Origin of the sequence: Streptomyces sp. SLBN-118 (assembly GCF_006715635.1) — a bacterium.
Classification (GTDB): Bacteria; Actinomycetota; Actinomycetes; order Streptomycetales; family Streptomycetaceae; genus Streptomyces.
In genome coordinates, this window is the sequence record NZ_VFNP01000001.1 from 2,644,200 (window position 1) to 2,668,463 (window position 24,264).

A 24,264-nucleotide genomic window follows, 5' to 3' on the forward strand; every position below is an offset into this window, starting at 1 on the left:
CCGGCGTCCGTCTCAAGCGTTCCACTGAAGGGCAGTCACTGTGACTGACAAGTTCGACAAGACGCCCGCCGAGGAGCCCCCCAAGGACTCGGCGGTCGTCAAGGTGGCATCCCACCCTGAGCAGATCAAGGCCATCCCGGTACGGCACTGGGGCCGCTGGATCAGCGGCGTCGTCGTCCTGGCGCTGCTGGCTCTGCTGATCTATTCGTTCTCGCAGGGTGACGTCAACTGGGACACCGTCGGGGACTTCATCTTCGACGACCGGATCGTCACCGGCATGTGGCACACGCTGCTGATCAGCGTGCTGTCGATGCTCATCGGCCTGGTGCTGGGCATCGTCTTCGCCGTCATGCGGCTCTCGAAGAACCCGGTCACCGGCGCGGTGGCCTGGCTGTACATCTGGTTCTTCCGCGGCACTCCGGTGTTCGTGCAGCTGCTGCTGTGGTTCAACCTGGCGCTGATCTTCCCCGTCCTGAACCTCGGGTTCTACAAGGACGAGATGGTCGACGTGATGACCCCGTTCGTGGTGGCCCTGCTGGGCCTGGGCCTGAACGAGGGCGCCTACATGGCCGAGATCGTCCGGGCCGGCATCCAGTCGGTCGACGAGGGCCAGACCGAGGCCTCGCACGCGCTGGGCATGTCCAGCAACAAGACCATGCGCCGGATCGTTCTTCCGCAGGCGATGCGAGTGATCGTGCCGCCGACGGGCAACGAGTTCATCAACCTGCTCAAGACCTCCTCACTGGTGTCCGCGGTGCAGTACACCGAGCTTCTGCGCGCGGCGCAGAACATCGGCTCCACGTCCTTCGCGGTCATGGAGATGCTGCTGGTGGCTTCGGTCTGGTACCTGGCTCTGACCAGCGTGTTCAGCGTCGGCCAGTACTATGTGGAGCGGTATTACGCACGTGGTTCGCTGCGCCAGCTGCCGCTCACCCCGTGGCAGAAGGTCCGGAAGAACCTTTCGTTCGTCAAGAGCCCCAGGGGGGTGTGACATGACCGCCATGGTGAAGGCCGAGAGCGTACACAAGTCGTACGGACTGGCCCACGTCCTCAAGGGCATCGACCTGGAGGTCGCGCCCCGTGAGGTGTTCTGCCTGGTCGGCCCCTCCGGCTCCGGCAAGTCCACGTTCCTGCGGTGCATCAACCACCTGGAGCAGATCAATGCCGGCCGCCTGTCGGTCGACGGTCAGCTGGTGGGTTACAAGCAGAAGGGCGAGAAGCTCTACGAGCTGAAGGACAGCGAGGTCGCGGCCCAGCGCCGGGACATCGGCATGGTCTTCCAGCGCTTCAACCTCTTCCCGCACATGACCGCGCTCGCCAACGTCATGGAAGCGCCCATACAGGTCAAGGGCGAGTCCAAGGCCGTGGCCCGTGCGCGTGCCGAGCGGCTGCTCGACCGAGTGGGCCTCGGTGACAAGGGCAAGCACTACCCCACCCAGCTCTCCGGCGGTCAGCAGCAGCGCGTCGCCATCGCCCGTGCGCTGGCGATGGAGCCGAAGCTGATGCTCTTCGACGAGCCCACATCGGCGCTCGACCCGGAGCTGGTGGGCGAGGTACTCGACGTGATGCGCGGCCTCGCCGAGGACGGCATGACGATGATCGTCGTGACGCACGAGATGGGCTTCGCGCGTGAGGTCGGCGACGCGCTGGTGTTCATGGACGACGGCGTCGTGGTCGAGTCCGGCCACCCCCGCGAGGTCCTGAACAACCCGCAGCACGACCGCACCAAGGCCTTCCTCTCGAAGGTCCTTTAAGCGACACGGAAAGGGCGGTACGGACCTGGTGTCCGTACCGCCCTTTTCCGTGCTTTTCCGTGTCCGTGGCCGTTTTCTGTGTCCGTGACCGCCGTCTACTTCACGGCCAACAGCAGCGTGTCGGAGGGTGGGGCCCATACAGCCCGGGCCTCACCGAATCCTGCGTTCCGCAGCGTCTCGGCATGGATCATGTGGTCCGCGTTGATGAAGGCTCCGCCCTCGCGCACTAGCCCGGCGATCTGTCCGTACAGCGCGGCCAGCGGTCTGCGCAGCCAGTGCACCAGCGCCTCGACCATGTCGAGCATCACCCGGAACCGCTCCTCGCGATCGGGCATGTACCACTCCTGCTGTCGGTCCCAGCTCTGCTGCCAGGCCCGCCAGTCCGCTCCCGTCATCGCCTCCGACACCGGAACCCTCCCCTCCGTAATACCCTCGAAGCAATAACAGCTGTTACGTCGACACCAGACCTCCGCGGTAAGGACTACAAGTGGAACTGGCCCATTACTCGGACTACGCCGTGCGCCTGGTCAACACCGAGGAGCCGACCCGCAACAAGGACTCCCTCACCTCGGTCGACGCCGTCCGGGAACTCTTCGGCGTCTCCGCCCAGGCCGCGCGGCGCGCCACCGACGCGGACGTCACCCGTCTCCGGTCCGTACGCGCCAGGCTGCGCGCGGTCTTCACCGCGGCCGACGCGGGCGACGAGACCCACGCGGTCGACCTGCTCAACTCCCTGCTGCTCGAGTTTCCGGTCAACCCGCAGATCTCGGGTCACGACTACCGGCACGAGGACGGCCGCCCCAAGTGGCACATGCACCTGGCCGACCATCCGACCAACGCGACGGCGGGGTATGCCGCGATCGCCGCGATGGGGCTCGCGTTCCATCTGACCGAGTACGGAGTCGACCGGCTCGGCCTGTGCCAGGCAGCGCCGTGCCGCAACGCCTATCTCGACACCTCGACCAACCGCTCCCGCCGCTACTGCTCGGACCGCTGCGCGACACGCGCCAATGTGGCCGCCTACCGTGCCCGCAAACGCCTCGAGACGGACCGGTCGGACAGTACGGGCCTCACCGCCGAGAACGCCCAGGAGGCGACCCCGCGCACCGATCGCTGATCCCGTGCGAGCGGCCGGTATCTGCCGCGAACCCGCCCCAGGAGGAGGTCATGGGGCACCGTGCCGAACAGCCGGCTGTCCCCCTCCGCCCCCGGATTGTCACCGAGCACCCACCAGCCGTCCTCGCGCCGCTCGACCAGCCGCTTGACGATGAGCAGGTCCTGCTGGAGCGGATGACGCAGCACGGCGACATCACCGGGGCGCACGTCCGCGCCGTAGTGCACCAGCAGTTGGTCCCCGTGCTTGAGCGTCGGGTACATGGAAGGACCTGTCACCTCGGCGACTCCGAAAGGCACTTTCGGCTCCCGCCCCTGATCGGTCATCCGCCACCTCCGAGTCCCACGGTATGTTCGCCCACCAGTCCCATACTGACCCTGGACTTTTGTCCTAAGCCCTAGGGGGCACTCGCGAAAACGCCGCTCTCACGGAGTAATGTCCCACCTGAGAAGACGATCACGAGGAAGGACAGCTCAATGCTCTCCCGCCTGTTTGCCCCGAAGGTCAAGGTCAGCGCCCACTGCGACCTGCCCTGCGGTGTCTACGACCCGGCCCAGGCCCGTATCGAGGCCGAGTCGGTCAAGGCCGTCCAGGAGAAGTTCCAGGCCAATGAGGACCCGCACTTCCGGGCCCGCGCCACGGTCATCAAGGAGCAGCGCGCGGAGCTCGCCAAGCACCACATCTCGGTGCTGTGGAGCGACTACTTCAAGCCGCCGCACTTCGAGAAGTACCCCGAGCTGCACCAGCTGGTCAACGACGCCCTCAAGGCGCTGTCGGCCGCTAAGGCATCGACGGACCCGGCGACCGGCCAAAAGGCGCTGGACTACATCGCCCAGATCGACAAGATCTTCTGGGAGACCAAGAAGGCTTGATCCGCATCGCAGACTTGACCGCACCCGGTCCCCGTCTCGGGAGGCCGGGTGCGGTCGTGTCTGTCTGTCTGTCTGTCTGCGTTATGCCGCACCTGCCTGGCGGACCCGGTCCGCCGGCTGTGCAGGACCACCAGGCCGAGCACCGCCGCTGCCAGCAACGCCAGGGCGAGCAGAGCCGGCACCAGGACGACGAGCACGCCCGCGGCCAGGCAGGCGAGGCCGCCGATGATGAAGACGAGGGACACCCGGCCGCTGGTGCGCAGGAGGATCGCCGCCGCCGCGAGCAGGAAGATGCCCACCCCGCCGGCGAGTGCCCACGCCACCACGCCGTGCAGGGGCTCGGACAGGCCGTAGTGCTCGCTGTCCGCGACTTGGTGAAGCACCTTCTTCATGCCGAGCGCCGTGAGCACGATGCCCCCGACGAGCGGCAGGTGCAGGAAGGTGTACGCATCGCGTGCCAGGCGGGTTCGATCGTCGCCCTCCAAGGCAGTCAGGCGCTCTTCGGCCGGCTCGCTGATCTGGCGGAAGTACAGGCGCCACATCCCCGCGACAACCAACAGTCCCGCGGCGGCCCCGGCCAGCACCGGGGTGGAGACGGGGAGGCCGGACACTCCCACCCCGATCGCGACGATCGACTCGCCCAGCGCGATGATGACGATCAGTCCGTGCCGTTCGGCGAAGTGGGCCGGCGAGGCGACCCGCCAGCCCGATGAGCCGGTGATGTAGATGCCGCTGTAGTCGATGACGACCGCACCGAGCCAGATGAGCACCTGCGTCAGGCCGGTGAAGGCGCAGCCGACCAGGAGCACGACGAACGGCGGTGCCACCGACAGCAGCGCGGTGCGGCGCAGGGTGACATGGAGCGCCTCGTCGCCGGGGCTGGAGATCCAGTACGTGACCAGGTGCAGGACGCGGACAGCGCCGTAGCACAGGACGAACACCAAGGGTGCGTACAGGCCGCCGGGCAGGTCGTCGTAGACCTCCGGCACCGTCACCGTGACGACCAGCACCACCGCCATCACGGCGACCAGCACGGCGAACATCGCCCCGGAGTCGGCCCGTACGACATTGCCCAGCCAGGCGAAGCAGCACCAGCACCACCACAGCAGGGCGAGCACGACTCCCCCGCCGAGCAGCCGAAGCAGGGATGGGTCCGCCGCCATCAGCGCCGTGACCTGCGTGATCGCGTACACGAACACCAAGTCGAAGAACAGTTCGGCAGGCGTCACACGGTGACCGCCCTCCGTGGCGATCATCCGGGAACGCTCTCTACCTGGTGGCACGGCCTCTCCCCCTCCGGCGCCCATGACTGGGTCGGCTGATTCCGCGCGGAACGATACCGACGACGAGGGATCCGCAACCGTTCATCACTCGTCAAGTGCCCTGCGTATGTTGGCCCTCACCACATCCAGGTCCCGCCGCACCGCCTCGTACGCCGCCTTGTTCCGCTCGATGTCAGCGCGCTGGATCTGCGCGCGGGCCTCCCACCACTCCCGCACCGTGTCGTGCTTCCGCTTGCATTCGACATCAGCCCTCGCCGTCGCCAACTCCCGCTCACTGCGGGTCGTATTGCCGCCGCTGCCCCGGTGCCAGGCCTTGTCCGCGAACGCCTTGTCCGGGCTCTCGTACCGGCTGAGCCCCTTGTCCACGACGCACTGGGACCAGGTGGCCCACGCCCTGCGTATCCGTTCGTTCCTGGGCTCGGTCCTGATCAGGTTCTGTTCGCGCCCGGAGACGTAGGACCACATGCGCTTGGAGTCCTTGACTCCGCTGGTCAGTTGCTTGTTCGCCTCGCCTGAGCAGCCGCTCGCAGGGACCTTGCGCCCGTGGACCGTCATCGCGCCCCCGAGGCGGCTGCCGTAGAGGATTCCGTGCTCCTCCTCGGTCATCGCGCGGCCCGTGTGCTCGGGTACGACGCTCGTCTTTGGATCCCAGCCGTATCCCCAGCGGCCGGCACGGTCGAGGTCGAGCGTCCCGAAGGGGCTCGAGGACACCAGCACCGACAGGATCGGCGCCGCCCCGCCCTGCGGGAGCTTCGGGTCGAGCGGGAAGTCCGCGTATCCGAAGCCCACCATGCAGCGCTGCGCCAGACGGTCCTGTGCCTGGTCGAAGCGTGTGTACTCCTTTGCGCTCAGCTCATAGCGGTCCAGGGGCAGTTCGGGGACGTCCGCGGCAGTGGCCGCGAACGGAGCCTCGGCATCGTCCCCGGAGCCGAGCCCGCAGCCGGTCAGCCACAAGGCCATCGAGGCGAGCCAGACACCTGCGAGCGCACGCCGTACGAGCAGTGAATCGTGCAGCGACTCAAGATCGGTCATGAGGCCATGATGCAGGCCGCCACCGACAAGCGTTCGGGCCTGTGGAAAACCTCGGCGGGCCCGATACGCAGCCCTGTTTGCGGCCACCGGCGAACACAGGTCAGGCCGCGGGTGCGGGCAGCAGTGGACTCTTGTGCCGCCGCAGCCACTGCCGGTAGGCGGCCGCGCGCAGCGCCACCTCCCGGTAGGCCGCCGCCAGTTCCGCGTACACCGCCTCGTGCAGTTCCTCGCAGGCTGCGGGTCTTCGGAACAGCAGCAGTCGTACGGCGAGCGGGTCGCCCCGCAGCGGCCGGATCGCCATGTCCTCGCGCGGGCCCGAGGTCGGCTGGCAGGGTGCCACCGCCTCACCGATCGCGATCAGAGAGGCCGCGGTGTGGTAATCGCCGTGCAAAATCCGCGGGTTGAGGCCTGCGGCGCTGAAAACGCGGCGCAGGCCGTCCCACTCGCCGTCCACCGTCGGATCGACCATCCAGCGGTCCTCGGCCAGGTCGGCGAGTTCCACGACGGGCATGGCGGCGGCCGGATGGTCATGGGCCATGGAGATGAACTGCGGCTCGCGCTCGACCAGCACGCGTGACGACAGTGCGTCCGGGACCAGGAGGGGGCATCCCTCCACCTCGTGCACGAAGGCCACGTCGAGCTGGCCCGCCGCGACCATCCTGAGCAGGGCGTTTGCGGAGACATCCACATGCAGCGAGATATCGGTGCCGGGCAGCCGCTGGCGTAATCGGCGCAGCCAGCCGGCAAGCGCCCGGCTGGCTGTGGAGCCGATGCGCAGCCTGGGGCCGCCCGCCCGGGCGGCGGACGCCTTGGCCTCGACGACCAGGGCGGCCATGTCGGCCAGCAGCGGGCGGGCACGGCTCAGGACGGATCGGCCGAGCGGGGTCGGCCGACAGCCGGTGCGTTCACGCGAGAAGAGCTGCGCTCCCAGGGAGTTCTCGATCCGCCGCAGCTGGGTGGTCAAGGACGGCTGGCTGACGCCCAGTTGCCGGGCGGCTTTGTGCAGGCTGCCGGTGTCCGCTATGGCGCACAGCGCACGGAGGTGCCTCACCTCGAGCTCCATGACCAGAGGGTAAAGCCAGCCCCAACAGTCACACCAGACACTGCGGTTGGGGCGCAGAGGACTGACCGGGACACGGCGATGCGCTCGTGTTATCGGCCATTGACATCATCCCCGAGAGGGGCCGGCTCCCCGAAACTCTGCCGTACCGAACCCCACTCGTAGGAGTTCACCGGACACGCAGGAGCCCCCCACATGCGTCACCAGAGAACGTTACTCTCCGCCGCACTCGGCCTCGGTCTCGCCGCTGCGCTGAGCGCGGTTCCCGCCACCGCCGCCACGAACACCGGCACGCCGGCCAACTCCCCTGAGGCCGCCACCCAGTCGTACGCCGCCTACGAAGGGTCCGCCGAGGACGCCAACGCGACCAAGGCATTCTTCGACGCCGTCGTGAAGTCGGTCGCGGAGAAGCGCGCCGCGAAACCCGGCGCGCAGGCCGTGACCGTCATTTACAGCACGAACAACGCCCCGAGCTTCCGCAGCCAGATATCCCGCAGCACCCAGATCTGGAACAGCTCGGTCAGCAATGTGAAGCTCCAGGAGGGCAGCAGCCCCGACTTCCGGTACTACGAAGGCAACGACTCCCGCGGCTCGTACGCGAGCACCGACGGGCACGGCCGCGGCTACATCTTCCTCGACTACCGGCAGAACCAGCAGTACAACTCCACCCGCGTCACGGCCCATGAGACCGGGCACGTGCTGGGCCTGCCGGACCACTACTCGGGCCCGTGCAGCGAGCTGATGTCGGGCGGCGGCCCGGGCCCGTCCTGCCAGAACGCCTACCCGAACGCGCAGGAGAGCTCCCGTGTGAACCGGCTGTGGGCGAACGGCCTGGCGGCGGCGATCGCCCGCGTCTCCTGACCGGATCTCCACGCACGCCGGGGCGTCCCTCCACGAAAGTGAGGGGCGCCCCTCCGCCGCTTCGCGCTTAGGCTTGCCCCATGACGACGAGCCCGAGTGAGCGTCCCGAGACGCTGTACGAGGCCGTGGGCGGCATGGACGCCCTCCGGCGGCTGAGCAACACCTTCTACGACGCGGTCCTCGCCGATCCGCTGCTCGCCCCCGTCTTCGCCGACTTCACGCCCACGCATATCGAGCATGTCGCCGTCTGGCTCGCCGAGATCTTCGACGGCCCGGCCCGTTTCACCGCCGAGCTGGGAGGCCACCAGACTCTGCTCCGCGCCCACCTCGGGCTCTCGATCACCGAGGAGCAGCGACTGCGCTGGATGGAGCTGATGACCGCGGCGGTGGAGAAGGAGCTCCCGGACGACAAGCTGCTGCGCCGCCGGGTGGTGGAGTACTTCGACTGGGGTACGAAGATCGCCCGGTCGGTCTCGGCCGACCCGGTGGGCACGGATCTCGGCGATCCCGGCCCGACCCCGCGCTGGGGCTGGAAGGGCCTGCGCTGAGGCCGTCACCGTACGGCTGTCACCTTGCGGCCGTCCCGTGTGGCGTCAGGCACCCACCGGTGTCCGCACCACCAATTCCGCGCCCGCCGGCAGCTGCCCACGTATCCGGCCGAGCGCATCGCCGAAGTCGCCGCCGGCGACACCGGATTCGTATGCCGCTCCCCCGTAGTGCAGGGTCAGATTGAGGTCCGCACGCTCGATCGACCCGCCGTCCTGCGATGGCTCGCCGAGCGTCAACAGACAGCTGAGCGTGGCGTGTTCGACCCTTCCGTCCCACTGCACGGGCAGCGGCATGTCCCACTCCAGTACGCAGGAGGACAGCACCCCGTGTGCGCCCACCGGCGCCAGAGCGGCGAAGGTCTCCCCTTCATACTCAACACCTTTGATACACGTGCGCAGTTGGCGCCCGCTTGCGGCGATCGTGACCGCTTCCGCGCCCGTGCGGTCGCGGTACCAGCCCGCCCACACTTCCGTCGACTCCGATGACATGGCGCGGACTGTAGCGCTACGCAGCCCTCCGCTGAACAGGCGGGATCCCTCAAGTGGTCCCGACCGGGGCGCCGGGCTCGTCGCCCGCCCCACCCCCGGACCCCTCGGTGTGCTGCGTGTCCGGGTGGCCCTCCTCCTGCCGGGCTCGCTGCTCATCCCGCTGCCCGCCCGGGTGCTCACCCTGGGTGTCGGCATACGCAGGGCATTCGGGATTGTGGCAGGGGCCCGGACCCCAGAGGGGGACGAATGTCCCGAGAGTCTTGTGCCGCTTCACGACCGTGGCGACAGACTGTCCGCACGCCGGGCACACATGCTCGGCCTGCGGGTCGTGAAGGATCTCACGTCCTTGGCTGCCCATACCTTCAGGATATGGCGGTACGGGCAGCCCGGACAGCTCAGCGCGTGCGCCGGGTGACGAATTCCGCCAGGGACAGCAGATCGCCCGCCGCCGCCGGATCGGGAACCGCGCGGGCGAGCTCGTGGACTGCACGGGCCATCCGGTCGGCCGCCTGCAGCTGCGCCCAGTCGCGGCCGCCCGCCCTGTCCACGGCCTCCGCGGCACGGCGCACCGCCGCGGCGTTCATGGGGCCGCGGTAGAGATCTGCCAGTTCCGCCCCGGCCGGGGTGCCGGAGGTCAGGGCGGCGACCACGGGCAGGGACTTCTTGTGGGCGGCCAGATCGGCGCCGCCCGGTCTGCCCGTGCGCTCCGGGTCGCCCCAGATCCCGATCAGATCGTCGATGAGCTGGAAGGCGAGCCCTGCCTCCCGGCCGAAGGCGTCCATGGCAGCGGCCTCCTCCTCACCCGCTCCCGCGTAGAGCGCGCCGAGCGCACAGGCACAGCCCAGCAGCGCTCCGGTCCTGGCCGTCGCCATGGCGAGACAGTCGTCGAGCGAGACCTCGTGCGGCGCACACTCCTCGAAGGCGCAGGCCGCCTGCTGCCCCGCGCACAGCTCGATCACACAGGCCGCGAGCCGCTCCGAGGCAGCGCCCGCGGCCGGGTGGGGGTCTTTGGCGAGCAGACGCAGCGCGAGGGCGAGTATGGCGTCGCCCGCGATGATCGCGTCCGGAATACCGAAGACCGTCCATGCGGTGGGGCGGTGCCCGCGGGTGGGGTCCTCGTCGATGACGTCGTCGTGGAGCTGCGTGAAGTTGTGCGCCAGCTCGACGGCGGTCGCCGCCCGCACCGCGTGCTGCCCGTCCCCGCCCAGTGCCCGGGCCGCGGCGAGCACAAGAGCGGGCCTGATGGCCATGCCCGCCGAGTCCGCGGCCGGGGTGCCGTCCGCATGCTGCCAGCCGAAGTGGTACATCGCGACACGGCGTATGGATCCGGGCAGCGACTCCACGGTGGTGCGCAGATGGGGATGGACGGTGGTACGGGTGCGCTCGAGGAGGGCGACGGCCTCGCCGGCCGCGATGGTGTCGGGCATGGTCAACCGGGCAGTCCTTTCCAGGCGTTGGACCTGGTGCTCCGAGAATGGGGGCAGGGGGCGCGGGTGCGGTTCGGCGGCCCCCGGCGGGCCGGGTCACCGCCAGCGGCTCACCTCGACGTTCTCCAGGACACCGAGCGCGTCCGGCACCAGCACGGCCGCCGAGTAGTAGGCCGTGACGAGGTACGAGATGATCGCCTGCTCGTCGATGCCCATGAAGCGGACGGAGAGGCTGGGCTCGATCTCGTCGGGGATCCCGCTCTGCTGGAGGCCGATGACACCCTGGTCGGCCTCGCCCGTGCGCATGCAGATGATCGAGGTGGTCCGGGCCTCGGTGATCGGGATCTTGTTGCAGGGGAAGATCGGAACACCGCGCCAGGCGGGCACATGCTGCCCCGCCACCTCCACGCTGTCGGGCACCAGTCCGCGCTTGCTGCACTCCCGCCCGAAGGCGGCGATGGCACGCGGATGAGCGAGGAACAGCTTCGAACCGCGCCGCCGCGAGAGCAGTTCATCCATGTCGTCTGGGCTGGGCACACCGTCGTGCGGCTGGAGCCGCTGGCCGTAGTCGCAGTTGTTCAGCAGGCCGAACTCGCGGTTGTTGACCAGTTCGTGCTCCTGGCGCTCACGCAGCGCCTCGACCGTGAGCCGCAGCTGCTGCTCGGTCTGGTTCATCGGCTGGTTGTAGAGGTCGGCGACACGGCTGTGGACCTTCAGCACGGTCTGGGCGACGCTCAGTTCGTACTCGCGCGGCGCCGCGTCGTAGTCGACATAGGTGTGCGGGACGACGGCTTCGCCGACATGGCCCGCGGACAGGTCGATCGCCGCCTCGCCGTACTTGTTGGTGCGCTGGTGCGGAAGGGATGCCAGCCCGTCCAGATGCGCACGCAGCGGCTGCGCGCGCTCCGCGAGGTTCAGCACATCGGCCCGGGTCAGCACGAGCGCCGTGCACGCGGTCGCGGCGCGCGCGGTGTACTCCCAGGGGGCCTCCCCGTCGAGGAGCGCGTGATCGCCGAAGTACGCGCCGTCGGCGAGAACTCCGAGCACCGTCTCGTCGCCGTACGGTCCGGTGCCGATCTGCTCCACGCGGCCGTGGGCCAGCAGGAAGATCCGGTCGGCCGCCGCACCGGAGGTGGCGAGCACCTCGCCGGCCGCGAACTCCCGCTGCTCGCAGCGGTTCGCCAGTTCGGTGAAGACCGCTTCGTCGTCGAACTCCCGCAGGGCGGGCAGCTCGGCCAGCTCGGCAGGGATGACCGCCACCCGGTCGCCGGTCTGCACGAAGGTCACGCGCCCGTCGCCGACCGAGTAGCTCAGGCGGCGGTTCACACGATAGGTACCGCCCTGTACCTGCACCCACGGCAGCATGCGCAGCAGCCACCGGGAGGTGATCTCCTGCATCTGCGGGGCGGACTTCGTCGTTGTCGCAAGGTTCCGCGCCGCGGCCGTACCAAGACTCTGCTGCTTCGGCGTCTGCTGTTCGCGGACTTCGTCACCGACAGAACCAACCGAACCAACCGACATGGGACTCCCTCTCGATCACGGGTCTGACCTGCGCCCGCAAGCCTTCCAGCACGGAGAGTCGCCGCGCCATTACACAAATGGATGGGACTAGGTGGGCATCGGCCGGGGCAGGTGCGGCCAGCCGCCCGCTGTCCGGATCCGTTCGCACGCTCGTGTCAACATATGGTCATTCCACGGGAGTTGGGAGTAAAAGCGCAGTACGGCACATTTAATGCGCTTCCACTCACACGCCCAAGGAGACAGTCGTGTCCGAACCCATGCCCGCGGACAGCTTCCTCGACGCGCTGCGCGACGAGGGGCTGACAGTCGTCGAAGTCGGCGAATGGCGCACGCACAACCGCAATCACAAGGGCCCATGGGGCCCGGTGCACGGCGTGATGATCCACCACACCGTCACCAGGGGCACCGCGAACACGGTCCGTTTGTGCAAAGACGGCTTCGCGGAGCTGCCGGGCCCGCTGTGCCACGGAGTCGTGGCCAAGGACGGCACGGTCCATCTCGTCGGCTACGGCCGCGCCAATCACGCGGGGCTCGGTGACGACGATGTCCTGAACGCCGTCATCGCGGAGAAGGCGCTGCCTCCCGACAACGAGGCGAACACGGACGGAAACCGCCATTTCTACGGATTCGAGTGCGAGAACCTCGGCGACGGCCAGGACCCCTGGCCGGAGGTCCAGGTGGATGCGATCGCTCGGGCGGCCGCGGCGGTCTGCCGCCACCACGGCTGGACCGCCCGCTCGGTGATCGGCCATCTCGAATGGCAGCCGGGGAAGATCGACCCCCGGGGCTTCACGATGGACGCCATGCGCGCACGCATCCATGACCGGCTGAAGTGACAATGAGTGCGTGACCAGGGAAGCGCTCAACCTCACCACCACCCTGCGGCCGCGACTGCCGTCGCCGCTGCTGGCGGTCGAGGACGAGCGCTTCACCCGAAGAGGGATACGTCTGCTGATCAAACGGGACGATCTGATCCATCCGGACCTCCCCGGCAACAAGTGGCGCAAACTCTCCCGCAACCTTCAGGCGGCAGCGGGGCGCCCGCTCCTGACCTTCGGGGGTGCCTACTCAAACCATCTGCGCGCGACCGCCGCCGCGGGCCGCCTCCTGGGCTTCGGGACGACCGGCGTCGTCCGCGGCGACGAACTGGCCTCACGCCCCCTGAACCCGTCCCTGGCCAGGTGCGCGGCGGACGGCATGCGGCTCGTGTTCGTCTCCCGCTCGCTGTACCGCCGCAAATCCGAGCCGGACGGGCTGGCAGAGATCATGGACATGGCCCGCGCTTCGAGCGCCGACGTGGCCGGGACACCGGCCGACGTCTACGTCGTCCCCGAAGGCGGGAGCAACGCACTGGCGGTCCATGGCTGCGCCGACCTCGGTCAGGAGCTGAGCGGCGCCGCGGACGTCGTCACCGTCGCCTGCGGCACCGGCGGGACCCTGGCGGGGCTCGCCGCCGGTCTCGCGCCCGGCCGGCGCGCCATAGGCTTTCCCGTCCTCGAAGGCGGCTTCCTCACGGAGGCGATATCCCGCCTCCAGCACGAAGCCCTCGGCGACCGCTTGGGCGACTGGTGGCTCGACGAGCGCTTCACCTTCGGCGGATACGCCCGCACCACCCCCGAACTCACCGCCTTCGCGGACGACTTCGAAGCCCGTCACGATCTTCCTGTGGAGCGCGTCTACGTCGCCAAGATGCTCTACGGGCTCACTGCACTGGCCGCCGAGGGCGCCTTCGCTCCCGGCACCACGATCGCCGCGGTCATCACCGGTCAGGATCCCTCGCGACAGGCCGCCGCCTCCGGCGACTGAGGCCGGCGCGAACTCCGCGGACCACGGCTGCAGCAGCGCCGGCATGACCGGCTGGAGCACCATGTGCGGGTCGAGCGTGCGGTCGGGCACGTAACCCGCGTCGTAATCTGGCAGTCATGAGCGAGTGTCCGCCCGTAGCAGAACCGCCCCGCCCTCAGCCCTCAGCCGGTGCCGCAGAGCCAGACGTGCGTGGAGGGCGGGGAGCCGGGCGCTCCCTGGCGACGGTGCTCCGCCGACGGTTCGACCGTCTGACGCGTGGGTACGTCAACCCTCCGCCGGTTCCTCATAATTAGGCCTTGCAGACCTCTAGCCACTGTGCGTACTCATATGCTTACCATGAGTGACAGCCACCGACTGGGGGTCCCGGCGACAGGGCACTATGGATCGCGATAGCGTCGCCGGGCCAGTACCGGCTACGTACGAGAACGTAGCTACGGCTCCGGGATCTCCCCTCCCGTAGCCCCGTTGAGCTTGTGCCACCTTGGAGGTGAGGGTGTCCCAGATCGCAGGCGAGCCCGGGACTCAGGACTTCGTGGAAGTCCGGCTGCCCGCTGCGGGTGCCTACCTGTCCGTGCTGCGTACGGCCACGGCCGGTCTCGCGGCGCGCTTGGACTTCACCCTCGACGAGATCGAGGATCTTCGGATCGCGGTCGACGAGGCGTGCGCGATCCTGCTTCAGCAGGCCGTTCCCGGTTCCGTTCTCAGCTGTGTCTTCCGGCTCGTCGACGACTCGCTCGAGGTCACGGTCTCGGCACCGACGACCGATGGGCGCGCGCCGGAGCGTGACACTTTCGCCTGGACGGTGCTCTCCGCGCTGGCGGGCAAGGTCGACTCATCGGTCGCCGACGACCGTACGGTCTCCATCAGCCTGTACAAACAGCGCGGCGCGGGACCCGGTCCGGCGTGAGGGACGGGGACGGTCCGGTGCGGAAGGAGCCACCCGCGGTGACGGGCTTCCCGGAGCAGCAGGCGCGGCCGCACCCGGAGGACGGGCTGGACGGCCAGACGGCCGCGGCGGAGCAGGCGCAGGCGCAGGCAGGGCAGGCGGACCGTATGAGCGAGCACGTGAACGAGCAGCAGCACCACGATCCACATGACCGCAGCGGGGCGCGGGCGATGTTCATCGAGCTGCGCAAGCTGCCCGACGGCTCGCCGGAGCGGGCGGAGCTGCGCAACCGGCTGGTGAGGATGCATCTGCCGCTGGTCGAGCACCTGGCCCGGCGCTTCCGCAATCGCGGCGAGCCGCTGGACGATCTGACACAGGTCGCGACGATCGGCCTGATCAAGTCGGTGGACCGGTTCGACCCGGAGCGCGGTGTCGAGTTCTCGACATACGCGACCCCGACGGTGGTCGGCGAGATCAAGCGCCACTTCCGTGACAAGGGATGGGCGGTGCGGGTACCGCGGCGCCTCCAGGAACTGCGGCTCGCCCTGACGACGGCGACAGCGGAACTGTCCCAGCAGCACGGCCGCTCCCCGACGGTCCACGAACTGGCCGAACGCCTGGGCATCTCGGAGGAGGAGGTCCTGGAGGGCCTGGAGTCCGCGAACGCCTACTCCACGCTGTCCCTGGACGTCCCCGACACGGACGACGAGTCGCCGGCGGTGGCGGACACGCTGGGTGCGGAGGACGAGGCGCTGGAGGGCGTGGAGTACCGGGAGTCACTGAAGCCGCTGCTGGAAGACCTCCCGCCGCGGGAAAAGCGGATCCTGCTGCTCAGGTTCTTCGGCAACATGACGCAGTCGCAGATCGCGCAGGAGGTGGGCATCTCACAGATGCACGTCTCCCGCCTCCTCGCCAGAACACTGGCACAGCTCCGGGAGAAGCTCCTGGTGGAGGAGTAGGACGTGGAGGAGTTGCGCGTGGAGGATTGAGGCTGCCCCGCGGTGGCGCGGCCCGCACCCGGGCCCGCTACCGCCGCGCGTCCCCCGCGCCGCGGATTCCCAGTGCCTGCGCCGCCGCCGGGTTCACCAGCAGCACCAGGCCTGTGACCGCCACTGCCCCAAGCACCATGCCCACCGGGATCAGCGCGCCCGAGGAGCGCAGCAGCGTCCACGCCGGGATCAGTGCCATCAGGTGCGTGATGATCGCCGGACCCCGGCTCCAGCTGCGGGCGCGCAGCAGACCCCTCGCAGCGATCAGCGGAATCGCGCCGAGTGCGACAAGCGTCACCCCGCCCATCTCCGCCTGCGAGGGACTGTCCGGCCGGCCGAGGAGACCCAGTACGAGCATGTAGGCGCCGCCGGCGACCAGTGCCAGCCCTTCCAGGCCGGACACCGCGGCCGCGGCGGTCAGGCGGGCGGGGCGGGGGGTCTGGTCAGTGCTCATTCCAGCAGGGTAGCCGTCGTGCCAGCCCTGGGCTGGGCCAGGTACACACCACTGGGTACGCTGCTGCGCATGCGCGCACTTCTCGTGGTCAATCCGGCAGCAACCACCACCAGTGCCCGCACCCGTGACGTACTGATCCACGCTCTGGCCAGCGAGATGAAGCTGGAAGCCGTCACCACGGAGTACCGCGGACACGCCCGCGATCTCGGCCGCCGGGCCGCCGACTCGGACGACATCGAGCTAGTCGTTGCCCTCGGCGGAGACGGCACCGTCAACGAGGTCGTCAACGGTCTGCTGCACGACGGCCCCGACCCCGACCGCCTCCCCCGCCTCGCCGTCGTCCCCGGCGGCTCGACGAATGTCTTCGCCCGCGCCCTCGGGCTGCCGAACGACGCCGTGGAGGCGACCGGCGCGATCCTGGACGCCCTCCGTGACCGGACGGAGCGCACCGTCGGCCTCGGCCTCGCGGCCGGCACCCCGGGCACGGAGGACGAGGGTGTCCCGGCCCGCTGGTTCACCTTCTGCGCCGGACTCGGTTTCGACGCGAGCGTCATCGGCCGGGTCGAACAGCAGCGGGAGCGCGGCAAGCGGTCGACGCACGCCCTCTATATGCGCCAGGTGGTACGCCAGTTTCTGGACGAGCCCCACCGCCGGCACGGCCCGATCACGATCGAGCGCCCCGGCGAGGACCCGGTCAGCAATCTCGTGCTGTCCATAATCTGCAACACCACCCCCTGGACCTACCTGGGCAATCGGCCGGTGTACGCCTCCCCGGAGGCTTCCTTCGACACGGCCCTGGACGTCGTTGCGCTGTCCAAGCTGTCGACCGCGGCCGTGACCCGTTACGCGACCCAGCTGCTCACCTCGACCCCCGAGCGCGGCCCACGTGGCAAGCACGCGGTGACTCTCCATGACCTGACGGACTTCACCTTGAATTCAAAGGTTCCGCTCCCGTTCCAGATGGACGGCGACCACCTGGGACTGCGCACCAGCGTGACGTTCACAGGCGTACGCCGTGCACTGCGTGTGATTGTGTGAGCGGAAGGGCCGGAAGTCCTTTATCTCGAACGTACGGACTGGGCTCCACCCCATAGAAGTACGGCTGTGACCTAGTCGACACCGAGGAATCAAAAAAAACTTTCCGGAAGGGGTTGTATCCGCCGCCGAGGTTTGCGAATCTCTACATGGCGATCGGGACGGCCCGCAACATCGGCCCCACAGACCGCCAGAACCCCTCCTCAGAACTTCAGGACCACGCCAGTGCGACTGGCAGTCGGCCCTTCCCTTGCGGGGGGATTCGTGAAAGCGTTCACATTCACAAGCAACGTGCATGTAATACCAAGGAGAGGTAGCAGCCATGGACTGGCGTCACAACGCCGTTTGCCGCGAGGAAGACCCCGAGCTCTTCTTCCCCATCGGCAACACTGGTCCTGCGCTGCTGCAGATCGAGGAAGCCAAGGCCGTCTGCCGTCGCTGCCCCGTCATGGAGCAGTGCCTGCAGTGGGCGCTCGAGTCCGGCCAGGACTCCGGCGTCTGGGGTGGCCTCAGCGAGGACGAGCGCCGCGCAATGAAGCGCCGTGCCGCTCGCAACCGGGCGCGTAACGCCAGCGCCTGAAGCCCCTGATACGAGCCTGGGCTCTGGCGGCGCGTACAGAGAGTACGCACTCACCGCCCCCGAGCCGCAGCGCGCAGTGCCCCCGATGCGCAATCGCAGCGTGAGCAAACAAGCTTCGAGCCCCGGACCGCCACGGTCCGGGGCTCATCGCTTATTTGTCGCCCTGGACGGGGATGTCGAGCACCACCCTCGTGCCCCGCCCCGGCTCCGGCACCTGCACCATGTCGAAGCCGCCGCCCAACTCCCCTTCCACGAGGGTCCGTACGATCTGAAGGCCCAGATTCCCGGCCCGCTGCGCGTCGAAGCCCTCGGGCAGTCCGCAGCCGTCGTCCTGCACGGTGATCAGCAGCCGGCCGTCGGTGCGCTGGTCACTGCGTACCGCCGCGACCTCGACCGAGCCGTGTTCCCCCTGCGCGAAGGCGTGTTCCAGGGCGTTTTGGAGCACTTCGGTCAGGACCATCGACAGCGGGGTCGCGACCTCGGCGTCGAGAATGCCGAAACGGCCCGTACGACGGCAGTCGACCTTGCCCGGGGAGATCTCGGCGACCATCGCGATGACCCGGTCGGCGATCTCGTCGAACTGGACGCGCTCATCCAGATTCTGGGAGAGCGTCTCGTGCACGATCGCAATCGAACCGACACGTCGCACCGCCTCGTTGAGCGCCTCACGGCCGCGTACGGAATCCATCCGCCGGGCCTGGAGCCGCAGCAGCGCGGCCACCGTCTGGAGGTTGTTCTTCACCCGGTGGTGGATTTCCCGGATGGTGGCGTCCTTGGTGATCAACTCGCGCTCGCGGCGGCGCAGTTCGGTGACATCGCGCAGCAGGACGAGGGAGCCGATATGGGCGCCTTTGGGCTTGAGCGGGATGGTGCGCAGCTGGATGACGCCGTCGTTGCCCTCGACCTCGGTCTCGCGGGGCGCGTAGCCGCTGGCGAGTTTGACCAGGGCCTCGTCGACCGGACCGCGGGAGGGGGCGAGTTCGGCCGTGGTCTGGCCGAGGTGGTGTCCGACGAGGTCGGAGGCGAGGCCGAGGCGGTGGTACGCGGAGAGGCCGTTGGGGCTCGCGTACTGGACGACGCCGTCGGCGTCGAGCCTGATCAGCCCGTCGCCGACACGCGGGGACGCGTCCATGTCGACCTGCTGGCCGGGGAAGGGGAAGGAGCCCGCTGCGATCATCTGGGCAAGGTCGGATGCGGACTGGAGGTAGGTGAGCTCCAGCCGGGACGGGGTCCGTACGGTCAGCAGATTCGTATTGCGTGCGATGACTCCGAGCACGCGGCCGTCACGGCGTACGGGGATGGACTCGACCCGTACCGGCACCTCCTCGCGCCACTCCGGGTCGCCCTCGCGCACGATCCGCCCCTCGTCGAGCGCGGCGTCGAGCAATGGGCGCCGGCCGCGGGGAACGAGATGTCCGACCATGTCGTCCTGATAGGAGGTGGGGCCGGTGTTCGGCCGCATCTGGGCCACGGAGACATAGCGGGTGCCGTCGCGGGTGGGGACCCACAGAACGAGGTCGGCGAAGGAGAGGTCGGAGAGCAGCTGCCACTCCGAGACCAGCAGATGGAGCCACTCGAGGTCGGATTCACTCAGGGCTGTGTGCTGGCGTACGAGGTCGTTCATGGAGGGCACATCTGTGAGCGTACCTGCGGTATGAACCGGTCGAGTTGCCCGCCCGTGCCGGAGGATCGGACGAGAACTATGCTCTGCAGATGGATGGACAGCGGAGAATGGTCTAGTCCAGAATGAATCAACGTGCATCATGCCGGGGGGCGACCCCCGGACCCTGATACCTCCGCCCTCCCCGCACAGGAGGGTGGACCGAGGCCTCCGGCGCTCTCTGCCCTGACTGCGTCGAGGCCTCCAACCGGCCGCGCGGGACCGCACACCTGCCGGCCGGAGCAACTCCGGGCTGCGGTGCCGGACGGGCTGAGGGTCCCGTCAGGCGCCGCGGCCCGCGGGTTTTCAGTGTGTCTCCGTCACCTTTGCCAGGGCCCTCGGCGCATCGGGGTCCTGGCCCCGGGCGATCGTCACCTCGTACGCCAGCCGTTGCAGCGGCAGGATCTCCAGAATCGGCTGAAGCTCCTCCGGGACGCCCTCCGTCGGCAGGACGAAGCCCGCCGAGGCCGCCTCGGCCTGAGCTGCCGGGCCCACCACCACGAGGTCCGCGCCGCGGTCGCGCAGGCGGTCCAGGACCGGCTGGAGCGCCTCGCCGCCCCTGCCGTCGGTGACCACCGCGATGACCGGGGAGATGTTGTCCACCATCGCCAGCGGACCGTGCAGCAGGTCCGCGCCGGAGTACGAGAGCGCCGGGATGTAGCTCGTCTCCATCAGCTTCAGCGCGGCCTCCTTCGCCGTCGGGTAGCCGTAGCCCCGCGACGTGATCACCATCCGCTCGGCGAAGCGGTAGCGGGAGGCCAGGTGCCGTACCTCGTCCTGGCGGGAGAGGACCTGCGATGCCAGGTCGGGAAGGACCTTCGCCGCCACGCCGTCACCGCCCCTCAGGCCCTCCACGAACAGGTAGAGCGCGAGCAGCGACGCCGTGTACGACTTGGTCGCCGGAAGCGCCTTCTCCGGACCGGCCAGGATGTCGATGTGGAACTCGGAGACCGCCGCCGGCGGAGAGCCCGGGTTGTTCGTGACCGCCAACGTGATCGCGCCCGCCTCGCGGGCCGCCTTCGTCGAGGCGACCAGGTCCGGCGAACCTCCGGACTGGCTGACCGTGATGACCAGAACGTCCGTCAGGTCGGGCCGCGCGCCGTACGCCGTGGTCGTGGACATGGAGGTCAGCCCGCACGGCAGACCGAGCCGGATCTCGAGCAGGTACTTCGCGTACAGCGCGGCGTTGTCGGACGTACCGCGCGCGGTGAGCAGTACGAAGCGCGGGCTGCGCGCCGCGACGGCAGCCGCCACCTCGCGGATCGCCGGCGCGCCCTGTTCCAGGATGCGCCGCAGCACCACGGGCTGCTCCGCCATCTCGCCGGCCATGATCTCGCCCGGCTTTGTGGACATACGAGGTGCCTCCCTGTGGCATTTTCCGGGCCGGGACGGACAGGCCGGCCCGGACACCGCACGATCCGCGTCGGTCAGGCCCCGGCGCCCTTGCCGGTGATGACCTCCGCGGCGGCCCGTCCGCAGACGCGGGCGGCGCCATGGGTCGCGATGTACAGGGCCCCCCTCGGCTCGGCCCGGTCGACGCCCATCTCGACCACGACCGTGTCGGGACGGGCCGCGATCAGGGCGTCCAGGGCGTCCGCCATCCAGGGGTGGCGGTGGACGTCGCGCGCTACAGCGACGATCCTACGGTCGCCCGCAGCGGCCAGCACCTGTGCCACCAGGGGCGAGACATCGGTCGCGGCGGCATAGGTGTCGGTCGTCGTACCCGGGAGGACGGCGGCCAGTTCGGCCGCCACGCCCCAGGGAGTCTCGTCCCCCACGGCGATGTTCGCGACGGGGGTGAGGGCCGCGACATACGGGGCGCCGGTGAGCGGAACGAAGGGCTCCGCCGCTGTCACGCGTACGGCGCGCCGTGCGGCGTGAAGACCGACGTCTGTGCCGGGCGCGGTCGCTCCCCCCGGCTTCGCCGGGGAGACCCCCACCTCTGAAGCCGCGCCCGGCCCCCCTCCTGCCCCCCTGGCCCGTCGCGTCCAGTCGGCGAGCGCGCGCACCCGCGCGGCCGCGTCGGCCAGCCGCTCCTCGGACAGTTCGCCGTCCCGTACAGCCGCGACCAGCGCGTCGCGCAGCCGCAGTACGGTCTCCTCGTCGGCCAGGCCGCCGCCGACGCAGATCGCGTCAGCACCCGCAGCGATCGCGAGGACGGAGCCGCGCTCGATCCCGTACATCGCGGAGATGGCCTGCATCTCCATCCCGTCGGTGACGATCAGGCCCTGGTAGCCCAGCTCTTCGCGCAGCAGACCGGTGAGGATCTGCGGGCTCAGCGTCGCCGGGCGGTTCGGGTCGAGCGCAGGAAGCAGGATATGCGCGCTCATCACCGCTTTGGAACCCGCCGCGATCGCCGCGCGGAAAGGAACCAGCTCACGGGAGTGCAATGTGTCGAGGCCCACGTCGATCCGGGGCAGCGCGTGGTGCGAGTCCACGTTGGTGTCACCGTGTCCGGGGAAGTGCTTGGTGCAGGCGGCGACTCCGGCGGCCTGGAGGCCTTCGATGTACGCGACGGTGTGGCGGGCTGTCAGCGCGGTGTCGGCGCCGAAGGACCGTACACCGATAACCGGGTTGTCCGGGTTCGAGTTGATGTCCGCGGACGGCGCCCAGTTGAGGTCCACGCCGCATTGGGCCAGCCGGCGGCCCAGTTCACGCGCGACTGCCCGGGTGAGGTCCGTGTCGTCCACCGTGCCCAGCGCGTAGTTGCCGGGGAAGGAGGAGCCCGTGCGTACCTCCAGGCGGGTGACGTCTCCGCCCTCCTCGTCGATCGCGACGAGCACGTCGTCCCGCTCGGCCCTCAACTGTACGGTAAGTGCCGCCAGTTGTTCCGACGAGAGGATGTTGCGGCCGAACAGACCGACGGCGGAGAGTCCTTCGCCGATGCGGCGCAGGAGCCAGTCAGGGGCTGTGGTTCCGACGAAACCCGGCTGGAGGACGGCGAGGGCGTCGCGCGTCAGGGTGTCTGTGCGTACGAGAGTTGTCATGGAAACGGCGTCATCCCTTCACTGCGCCGGCCGTCAGACCCGCGGCCATCTTGCGCTGGACGAGGAGGAAGAGGATCACGATGGGGATGGCCATCATCGTGGCGCCCGCCATCATCGGGGCGTACTCGGTGCCGTTCTTGGTGGTGAAGTTGCCCAGCCACACGGTGGCGGTCTGGTTCTGCTGGCTCATCAGCATCAATGCGTACAGGTACTCGTTCCACGCCTGGATGAAGCCGTAGACCGAGGTGGCGACCATGCCCGGGGCGAGCAGCGGGAAGACCACGCGGACGAAGGCGCCGGTCCGGGTGCAGCCGTCGACCATCGCCGCCTCCTCCAGCTCCTTGGGGATGTTGACGATGAATCCGCGCAGCGTCCAGACGGTGAAGGGCAGGATGAAGGTCAGGTAGGTGATGATCAGGCCCGTGAGCCTGTCGTACTGGCCGAGGTCGTTCAGCAGGAGGAAGACCGGGATGATCATGGCGACGAGCGGGATCATCTGGACCGCGAGGATGCCGACGATCACGATCTTGCGGCCGCGGAAGGCGAAGCGGGATATCGCGAGCGCGGCGAGCATGCCGACCGCGATGCCGATGACGACCACGACGAGCGAGACGGTCAGGCTGCGCCCGACCGGCCCCCAGAAGTCGGCGATGTCCAGGGCACGGCGGAAGTTGTCCGTCGTGAACACGTTGGGGAAGAAGTGCGGGTCGGGGTCGATGGCGTCCTTGGCGGGCTTGAACGCCGTGTTCAGCATCCAGTAGACCGGGAAGCCCGCGGTGACGAAGACGAGGAGGCCGAGCAGGTTCCAGCCGAGCCGGCTCTTCCTGGGACGGCGGGTGGCGGCGGGAGCCGCGGCGGTCGAAGTCACTCCACCTCTCCGATCTTGAGCATCTGGCGCATGTAGACCGCGACCACACCGAGCAGCAGGATCACCGTGACGAGCGCGATCGCCGAGCCGGTTCCGTAGTCGTTGACGACGAAGGCCTTGTCGTACGAGTACGTGGTGAGCAGTTGGAACTCGGCCTCGGGATGTCCGTTGCGCATCACGAAGACCTGCGGGAACACGCCCATGTCCCAGATCACCGAGAGCGTCGTCAGCATCACGATGATGGGCTTGAGGATCGGCAGGGTGACGAAACGGAAGACGCCCCAGGCGCCGGCGCCGTCGAGCCGGGCGGCTTCTTCGAGCTCCTTGGGCACCTGCGTGAGGCCGGCGCTGAGCGTGATCACGACGAAAGGCACGGCTCCCCAGACGACCAGCAGGATGATCACGGCGAGGCCCTGGGGGCCGCTGGCGAACCAGTTGTGGCCGATCATGTCGACCCCGGGCAGCCGGGAGAGCAGCCAGTTCAGTACGCCGTAGTCGGCGTCGAAGAGCCACTTGAAGATCGCGGTGGCGACGATGATGGGCATGCCCCAACTCGCCACCAGCGCGATGTTGACCAGGGTCTTCACCCAGCCGGAGACGCGCTGCAGCAGCAGGGCGACCAGCATGCCGATGACCATGGTCAGCACCACGGCACTGAAGGCGAAAACGGCGGTCCGCACGACGACGGTCCAGAACTCGCTGTCACCGAGGATCTTGGAGAAGTTTCCGAAGCCGACCGACTCCGGGTCCTTGAAGCCCCACAGCTGAGGCTGGCCGAACTTCTGGAAGGAGAGCGTGACCAGCCGTACCAGCGGATAACCGAGGACGAGCAGAAGGACGAGCAGGCACGGCGCGAGCAGCAGCCAGGGCAGTCCCGACCCGCCTCTGGCCGGCTGCCTGCCGGGCTTTGCGGGGGCGGCTGCGCCGGTCCCCGGTGGTGGCGATTGCCGCGTCGGCGGCACCGTGGCGGTGGTTGTCTCTGCGGCACTCATCCCGTGCTCCTCAGCAGTCCCTCTCCCGGTACGAACGGCAGGGCCC

At 68.9% G+C, this 24,264-nt stretch carries 27 protein-coding genes; 12 read left to right on the forward strand and 15 right to left on the reverse strand.

Annotated elements, in window-relative coordinates; all coding sequences use genetic code 11:
* Positions 1–40: 40 nt before the first annotated feature.
* Positions 41–991, forward strand: a complete 951-nt coding sequence (locus tag FBY35_RS11730) for an amino acid ABC transporter permease (RefSeq protein WP_142213742.1) — start codon at positions 41–43, stop codon at positions 989–991.
* Between the two features lies 1 nt (position 992).
* Complete coding sequence (locus FBY35_RS11735; RefSeq protein ID WP_142213743.1) at positions 993–1,754, forward strand: amino acid ABC transporter ATP-binding protein; 762 nt, start codon at positions 993–995, stop codon at positions 1,752–1,754.
* A 95-nt stretch (positions 1,755–1,849) separates the two neighbouring features.
* Here FBY35_RS11735 and FBY35_RS11740 read toward each other — a convergent pair whose 3' ends face one another.
* Positions 1,850–2,149: a hypothetical protein gene (locus FBY35_RS11740; protein WP_142215020.1), complete on the reverse strand. Its 300-nt coding sequence runs from the start codon at positions 2,147–2,149 to the stop codon at positions 1,850–1,852.
* Between the two features lie 92 nt (positions 2,150–2,241).
* Between FBY35_RS11740 and FBY35_RS11745 the strand changes: the two genes are divergently transcribed.
* Positions 2,242–2,871 (forward strand): ABATE domain-containing protein, encoded by a 630-nt coding sequence (locus tag FBY35_RS11745; protein WP_142213744.1) that lies wholly within the window; start codon positions 2,242–2,244, stop codon positions 2,869–2,871.
* Here FBY35_RS11745 and sodX read toward each other — a convergent pair.
* Positions 2,775–3,194 (reverse strand): nickel-type superoxide dismutase maturation protease, encoded by a 420-nt coding sequence (sodX, locus tag FBY35_RS11750; RefSeq protein ID WP_142213745.1) that lies wholly within the window; start codon positions 3,192–3,194, stop codon positions 2,775–2,777. The two genes, FBY35_RS11745 and sodX, sit on opposite strands and share 97 nt — an antisense overlap.
* Before the next feature lie 150 nt (positions 3,195–3,344).
* Between sodX and sodN the strand changes: the two genes are divergently transcribed.
* Positions 3,345–3,740, forward strand: a complete 396-nt coding sequence (sodN, locus tag FBY35_RS11755; RefSeq protein WP_142213746.1) for a superoxide dismutase, Ni — start codon at positions 3,345–3,347, stop codon at positions 3,738–3,740.
* Here the strand turns inward: sodN and FBY35_RS11760 are convergent.
* The 3 genes from FBY35_RS11760 to FBY35_RS11770 form a co-directional block, all read right to left on the reverse strand.
* Positions 3,692–4,996, reverse strand: a complete 1,305-nt coding sequence (locus FBY35_RS11760) for a low temperature requirement protein A (protein ID WP_260848589.1) — start codon at positions 4,994–4,996, stop codon at positions 3,692–3,694. The two genes, sodN and FBY35_RS11760, sit on opposite strands and share 49 nt — an antisense overlap.
* 111 nt (positions 4,997–5,107) lie before the next feature.
* Entirely contained in the window at positions 5,108–6,055 is a 948-nt protein-coding gene (locus tag FBY35_RS11765; protein WP_186356916.1) for a hypothetical protein, read from the reverse strand.
* Between the two features lie 100 nt (positions 6,056–6,155).
* Entirely contained in the window at positions 6,156–7,118 is a 963-nt protein-coding gene (locus tag FBY35_RS11770; RefSeq protein WP_142213748.1) for a LysR family transcriptional regulator, read from the reverse strand.
* Positions 7,119–7,310: 192 nt separating this feature from the next.
* Here FBY35_RS11770 and snpA point away from each other — a divergent pair, with 192 nt between their 5' ends.
* Positions 7,311–7,976 (forward strand): snapalysin, encoded by a 666-nt coding sequence (gene snpA / locus FBY35_RS11775; protein ID WP_142213749.1) that lies wholly within the window; start codon positions 7,311–7,313, stop codon positions 7,974–7,976.
* A gap of 80 nt (positions 7,977–8,056) precedes the next feature.
* Positions 8,057–8,524, forward strand: a complete 468-nt coding sequence (locus FBY35_RS11780) for a group II truncated hemoglobin (RefSeq protein WP_142213750.1) — start codon at positions 8,057–8,059, stop codon at positions 8,522–8,524.
* Between the two features lie 45 nt (positions 8,525–8,569).
* On the opposite strand, the gene FBY35_RS11785 is transcribed toward FBY35_RS11780, so the two are convergent.
* The 4 genes from FBY35_RS11785 to FBY35_RS11800 all read right to left on the reverse strand — a co-directional run bounded on the left by FBY35_RS11785 (position 8,570) and on the right by FBY35_RS11800 (position 11,961).
* Positions 8,570–9,013 carry a DUF6304 family protein gene (locus FBY35_RS11785; protein ID WP_186356917.1) on the reverse strand — a complete coding sequence of 148 codons (444 nt, stop codon included), beginning with the start codon at positions 9,011–9,013 and terminating at the stop codon, positions 8,570–8,572.
* Between the two features lie 49 nt (positions 9,014–9,062).
* Positions 9,063–9,371: a hypothetical protein gene (locus FBY35_RS11790; protein WP_142213751.1), complete on the reverse strand. Its 309-nt coding sequence runs from the start codon at positions 9,369–9,371 to the stop codon at positions 9,063–9,065.
* A 37-nt stretch (positions 9,372–9,408) separates the two neighbouring features.
* Entirely contained in the window at positions 9,409–10,440 is a 1,032-nt protein-coding gene (locus FBY35_RS11795) for a family 2 encapsulin nanocompartment cargo protein polyprenyl transferase (protein WP_142213752.1), read from the reverse strand.
* Between the two features lie 96 nt (positions 10,441–10,536).
* On the reverse strand, positions 10,537–11,961 hold the full coding sequence (locus FBY35_RS11800) for a family 2B encapsulin nanocompartment shell protein (RefSeq protein WP_142213753.1): 1,425 nt from the start codon (positions 11,959–11,961) through the stop codon (positions 10,537–10,539).
* A gap of 245 nt (positions 11,962–12,206) precedes the next feature.
* Here FBY35_RS11800 and FBY35_RS11805 point away from each other — a divergent pair, with 245 nt between their 5' ends.
* The 4 genes from FBY35_RS11805 to FBY35_RS11820 all read left to right on the forward strand — a co-directional run bounded on the left by FBY35_RS11805 (position 12,207) and on the right by FBY35_RS11820 (position 15,612).
* Positions 12,207–12,797: an N-acetylmuramoyl-L-alanine amidase gene (locus FBY35_RS11805; protein WP_186356918.1), complete on the forward strand. Its 591-nt coding sequence runs from the start codon at positions 12,207–12,209 to the stop codon at positions 12,795–12,797.
* A 10-nt stretch (positions 12,798–12,807) separates the two neighbouring features.
* On the forward strand, positions 12,808–13,767 hold the full coding sequence (locus FBY35_RS11810) for a 1-aminocyclopropane-1-carboxylate deaminase/D-cysteine desulfhydrase (protein ID WP_142213754.1): 960 nt from the start codon (positions 12,808–12,810) through the stop codon (positions 13,765–13,767).
* Positions 13,768–14,260: 493 nt separating this feature from the next.
* The gene (locus tag FBY35_RS11815; protein WP_018845530.1) at positions 14,261–14,674 is read left to right on the forward strand and encodes an anti-sigma regulatory factor; all 414 of its coding nucleotides are present in this window, start codon (positions 14,261–14,263) and stop codon (positions 14,672–14,674) included.
* Positions 14,671–15,612, forward strand: a complete 942-nt coding sequence (locus FBY35_RS11820) for an RNA polymerase sigma factor SigF (protein ID WP_399208249.1) — start codon at positions 14,671–14,673, stop codon at positions 15,610–15,612. Before FBY35_RS11815 ends, FBY35_RS11820 begins: the two co-directional genes overlap by 4 nt.
* A 67-nt stretch (positions 15,613–15,679) precedes the next feature.
* Here the strand turns inward: FBY35_RS11820 and FBY35_RS11825 are convergent, their stop codons facing one another.
* A complete protein-coding gene (locus tag FBY35_RS11825; RefSeq protein ID WP_142213756.1) occupies positions 15,680–16,096 on the reverse strand; it encodes a hypothetical protein in 417 nt (138 codons plus the stop codon).
* A 69-nt stretch (positions 16,097–16,165) separates the two neighbouring features.
* On the opposite strand from FBY35_RS11825, the gene FBY35_RS11830 reads away from it, so the two are divergent.
* Together FBY35_RS11830 and FBY35_RS11835 are read left to right on the forward strand one after the other, a co-directional pair.
* Positions 16,166–17,134 carry a diacylglycerol kinase family protein gene (locus tag FBY35_RS11830; protein WP_142213757.1) on the forward strand — a complete coding sequence of 323 codons (969 nt, stop codon included), beginning with the start codon at positions 16,166–16,168 and terminating at the stop codon, positions 17,132–17,134.
* Positions 17,135–17,453: 319 nt separating this feature from the next.
* A complete protein-coding gene (locus tag FBY35_RS11835; RefSeq protein ID WP_003953983.1) occupies positions 17,454–17,711 on the forward strand; it encodes a WhiB family transcriptional regulator in 258 nt (85 codons plus the stop codon).
* Between the two features lie 151 nt (positions 17,712–17,862).
* Here FBY35_RS11835 and FBY35_RS11840 read toward each other — a convergent pair whose 3' ends face one another.
* The 5 genes from FBY35_RS11840 to FBY35_RS11860 all read right to left on the reverse strand — a co-directional run bounded on the left by FBY35_RS11840 (position 17,863) and on the right by FBY35_RS11860 (position 24,218).
* Positions 17,863–19,335 (reverse strand): PAS domain-containing sensor histidine kinase, encoded by a 1,473-nt coding sequence (locus FBY35_RS11840; RefSeq protein WP_142215024.1) that lies wholly within the window; start codon positions 19,333–19,335, stop codon positions 17,863–17,865.
* A 342-nt stretch (positions 19,336–19,677) separates the two neighbouring features.
* Positions 19,678–20,724: an SIS domain-containing protein gene (locus tag FBY35_RS11845; protein WP_142213758.1), complete on the reverse strand. Its 1,047-nt coding sequence runs from the start codon at positions 20,722–20,724 to the stop codon at positions 19,678–19,680.
* Between the two features lie 74 nt (positions 20,725–20,798).
* Positions 20,799–22,358, reverse strand: a complete 1,560-nt coding sequence (locus FBY35_RS11850) for a glycoside hydrolase family 3 protein (RefSeq protein ID WP_142213759.1) — start codon at positions 22,356–22,358, stop codon at positions 20,799–20,801.
* A gap of 10 nt (positions 22,359–22,368) precedes the next feature.
* Positions 22,369–23,226: a carbohydrate ABC transporter permease gene (locus FBY35_RS11855; RefSeq protein WP_142213760.1), complete on the reverse strand. Its 858-nt coding sequence runs from the start codon at positions 23,224–23,226 to the stop codon at positions 22,369–22,371.
* On the reverse strand, positions 23,223–24,218 hold the full coding sequence (locus FBY35_RS11860) for a carbohydrate ABC transporter permease (RefSeq protein WP_142213761.1): 996 nt from the start codon (positions 24,216–24,218) through the stop codon (positions 23,223–23,225). The genes FBY35_RS11855 and FBY35_RS11860 overlap by 4 nt, the downstream gene beginning before the upstream one ends.
* Positions 24,219–24,264 lie beyond the last annotated feature (46 nt).

Coding starts and splice junctions, on each gene's coding strand:
- FBY35_RS11740 (WP_142215020.1), bottom strand. CDS start 2,149: ATGACGGGAGCGGACTGGCGGGCCTGGCAGCAGAGCTGGGACCGACAG.
- FBY35_RS11835 (WP_003953983.1), top strand. CDS start 17,454: ATGGACTGGCGTCACAACGCCGTTTGCCGCGAGGAAGACCCCGAGCTC.
- FBY35_RS11840 (WP_142215024.1), bottom strand. CDS start 19,335: ATGAACGACCTCGTACGCCAGCACACAGCCCTGAGTGAATCCGACCTC.
- FBY35_RS11825 (WP_142213756.1), bottom strand. CDS start 16,096: ATGAGCACTGACCAGACCCCCCGCCCCGCCCGCCTGACCGCCGCGGCC.
- FBY35_RS11800 (WP_142213753.1), bottom strand. CDS start 11,961: ATGTCGGTTGGTTCGGTTGGTTCTGTCGGTGACGAAGTCCGCGAACAG.
- FBY35_RS11850 (WP_142213759.1), bottom strand. CDS start 22,358: ATGACAACTCTCGTACGCACAGACACCCTGACGCGCGACGCCCTCGCC.
- FBY35_RS11735 (WP_142213743.1), top strand. CDS start 993: ATGACCGCCATGGTGAAGGCCGAGAGCGTACACAAGTCGTACGGACTG.
- FBY35_RS11760 (WP_260848589.1), bottom strand. CDS start 4,996: ATGATCGCCACGGAGGGCGGTCACCGTGTGACGCCTGCCGAACTGTTC.
- FBY35_RS11860 (WP_142213761.1), bottom strand. CDS start 24,218: ATGAGTGCCGCAGAGACAACCACCGCCACGGTGCCGCCGACGCGGCAA.
- sodX (WP_142213745.1), bottom strand. CDS start 3,194: ATGACCGATCAGGGGCGGGAGCCGAAAGTGCCTTTCGGAGTCGCCGAG.
- snpA (WP_142213749.1), top strand. CDS start 7,311: ATGCGTCACCAGAGAACGTTACTCTCCGCCGCACTCGGCCTCGGTCTC.
- FBY35_RS11765 (WP_186356916.1), bottom strand. CDS start 6,055: ATGACCGATCTTGAGTCGCTGCACGATTCACTGCTCGTACGGCGTGCG.
- FBY35_RS11830 (WP_142213757.1), top strand. CDS start 16,166: ATGCGCGCACTTCTCGTGGTCAATCCGGCAGCAACCACCACCAGTGCC.
- FBY35_RS11795 (WP_142213752.1), bottom strand. CDS start 10,440: ATGCCCGACACCATCGCGGCCGGCGAGGCCGTCGCCCTCCTCGAGCGC.
- FBY35_RS11770 (WP_142213748.1), bottom strand. CDS start 7,118: ATGGAGCTCGAGGTGAGGCACCTCCGTGCGCTGTGCGCCATAGCGGAC.
- FBY35_RS11845 (WP_142213758.1), bottom strand. CDS start 20,724: ATGTCCACAAAGCCGGGCGAGATCATGGCCGGCGAGATGGCGGAGCAG.
- FBY35_RS11790 (WP_142213751.1), bottom strand. CDS start 9,371: ATGGGCAGCCAAGGACGTGAGATCCTTCACGACCCGCAGGCCGAGCAT.
- FBY35_RS11785 (WP_186356917.1), bottom strand. CDS start 9,013: ATGTCATCGGAGTCGACGGAAGTGTGGGCGGGCTGGTACCGCGACCGC.
- sodN (WP_142213746.1), top strand. CDS start 3,345: ATGCTCTCCCGCCTGTTTGCCCCGAAGGTCAAGGTCAGCGCCCACTGC.
- FBY35_RS11780 (WP_142213750.1), top strand. CDS start 8,057: ATGACGACGAGCCCGAGTGAGCGTCCCGAGACGCTGTACGAGGCCGTG.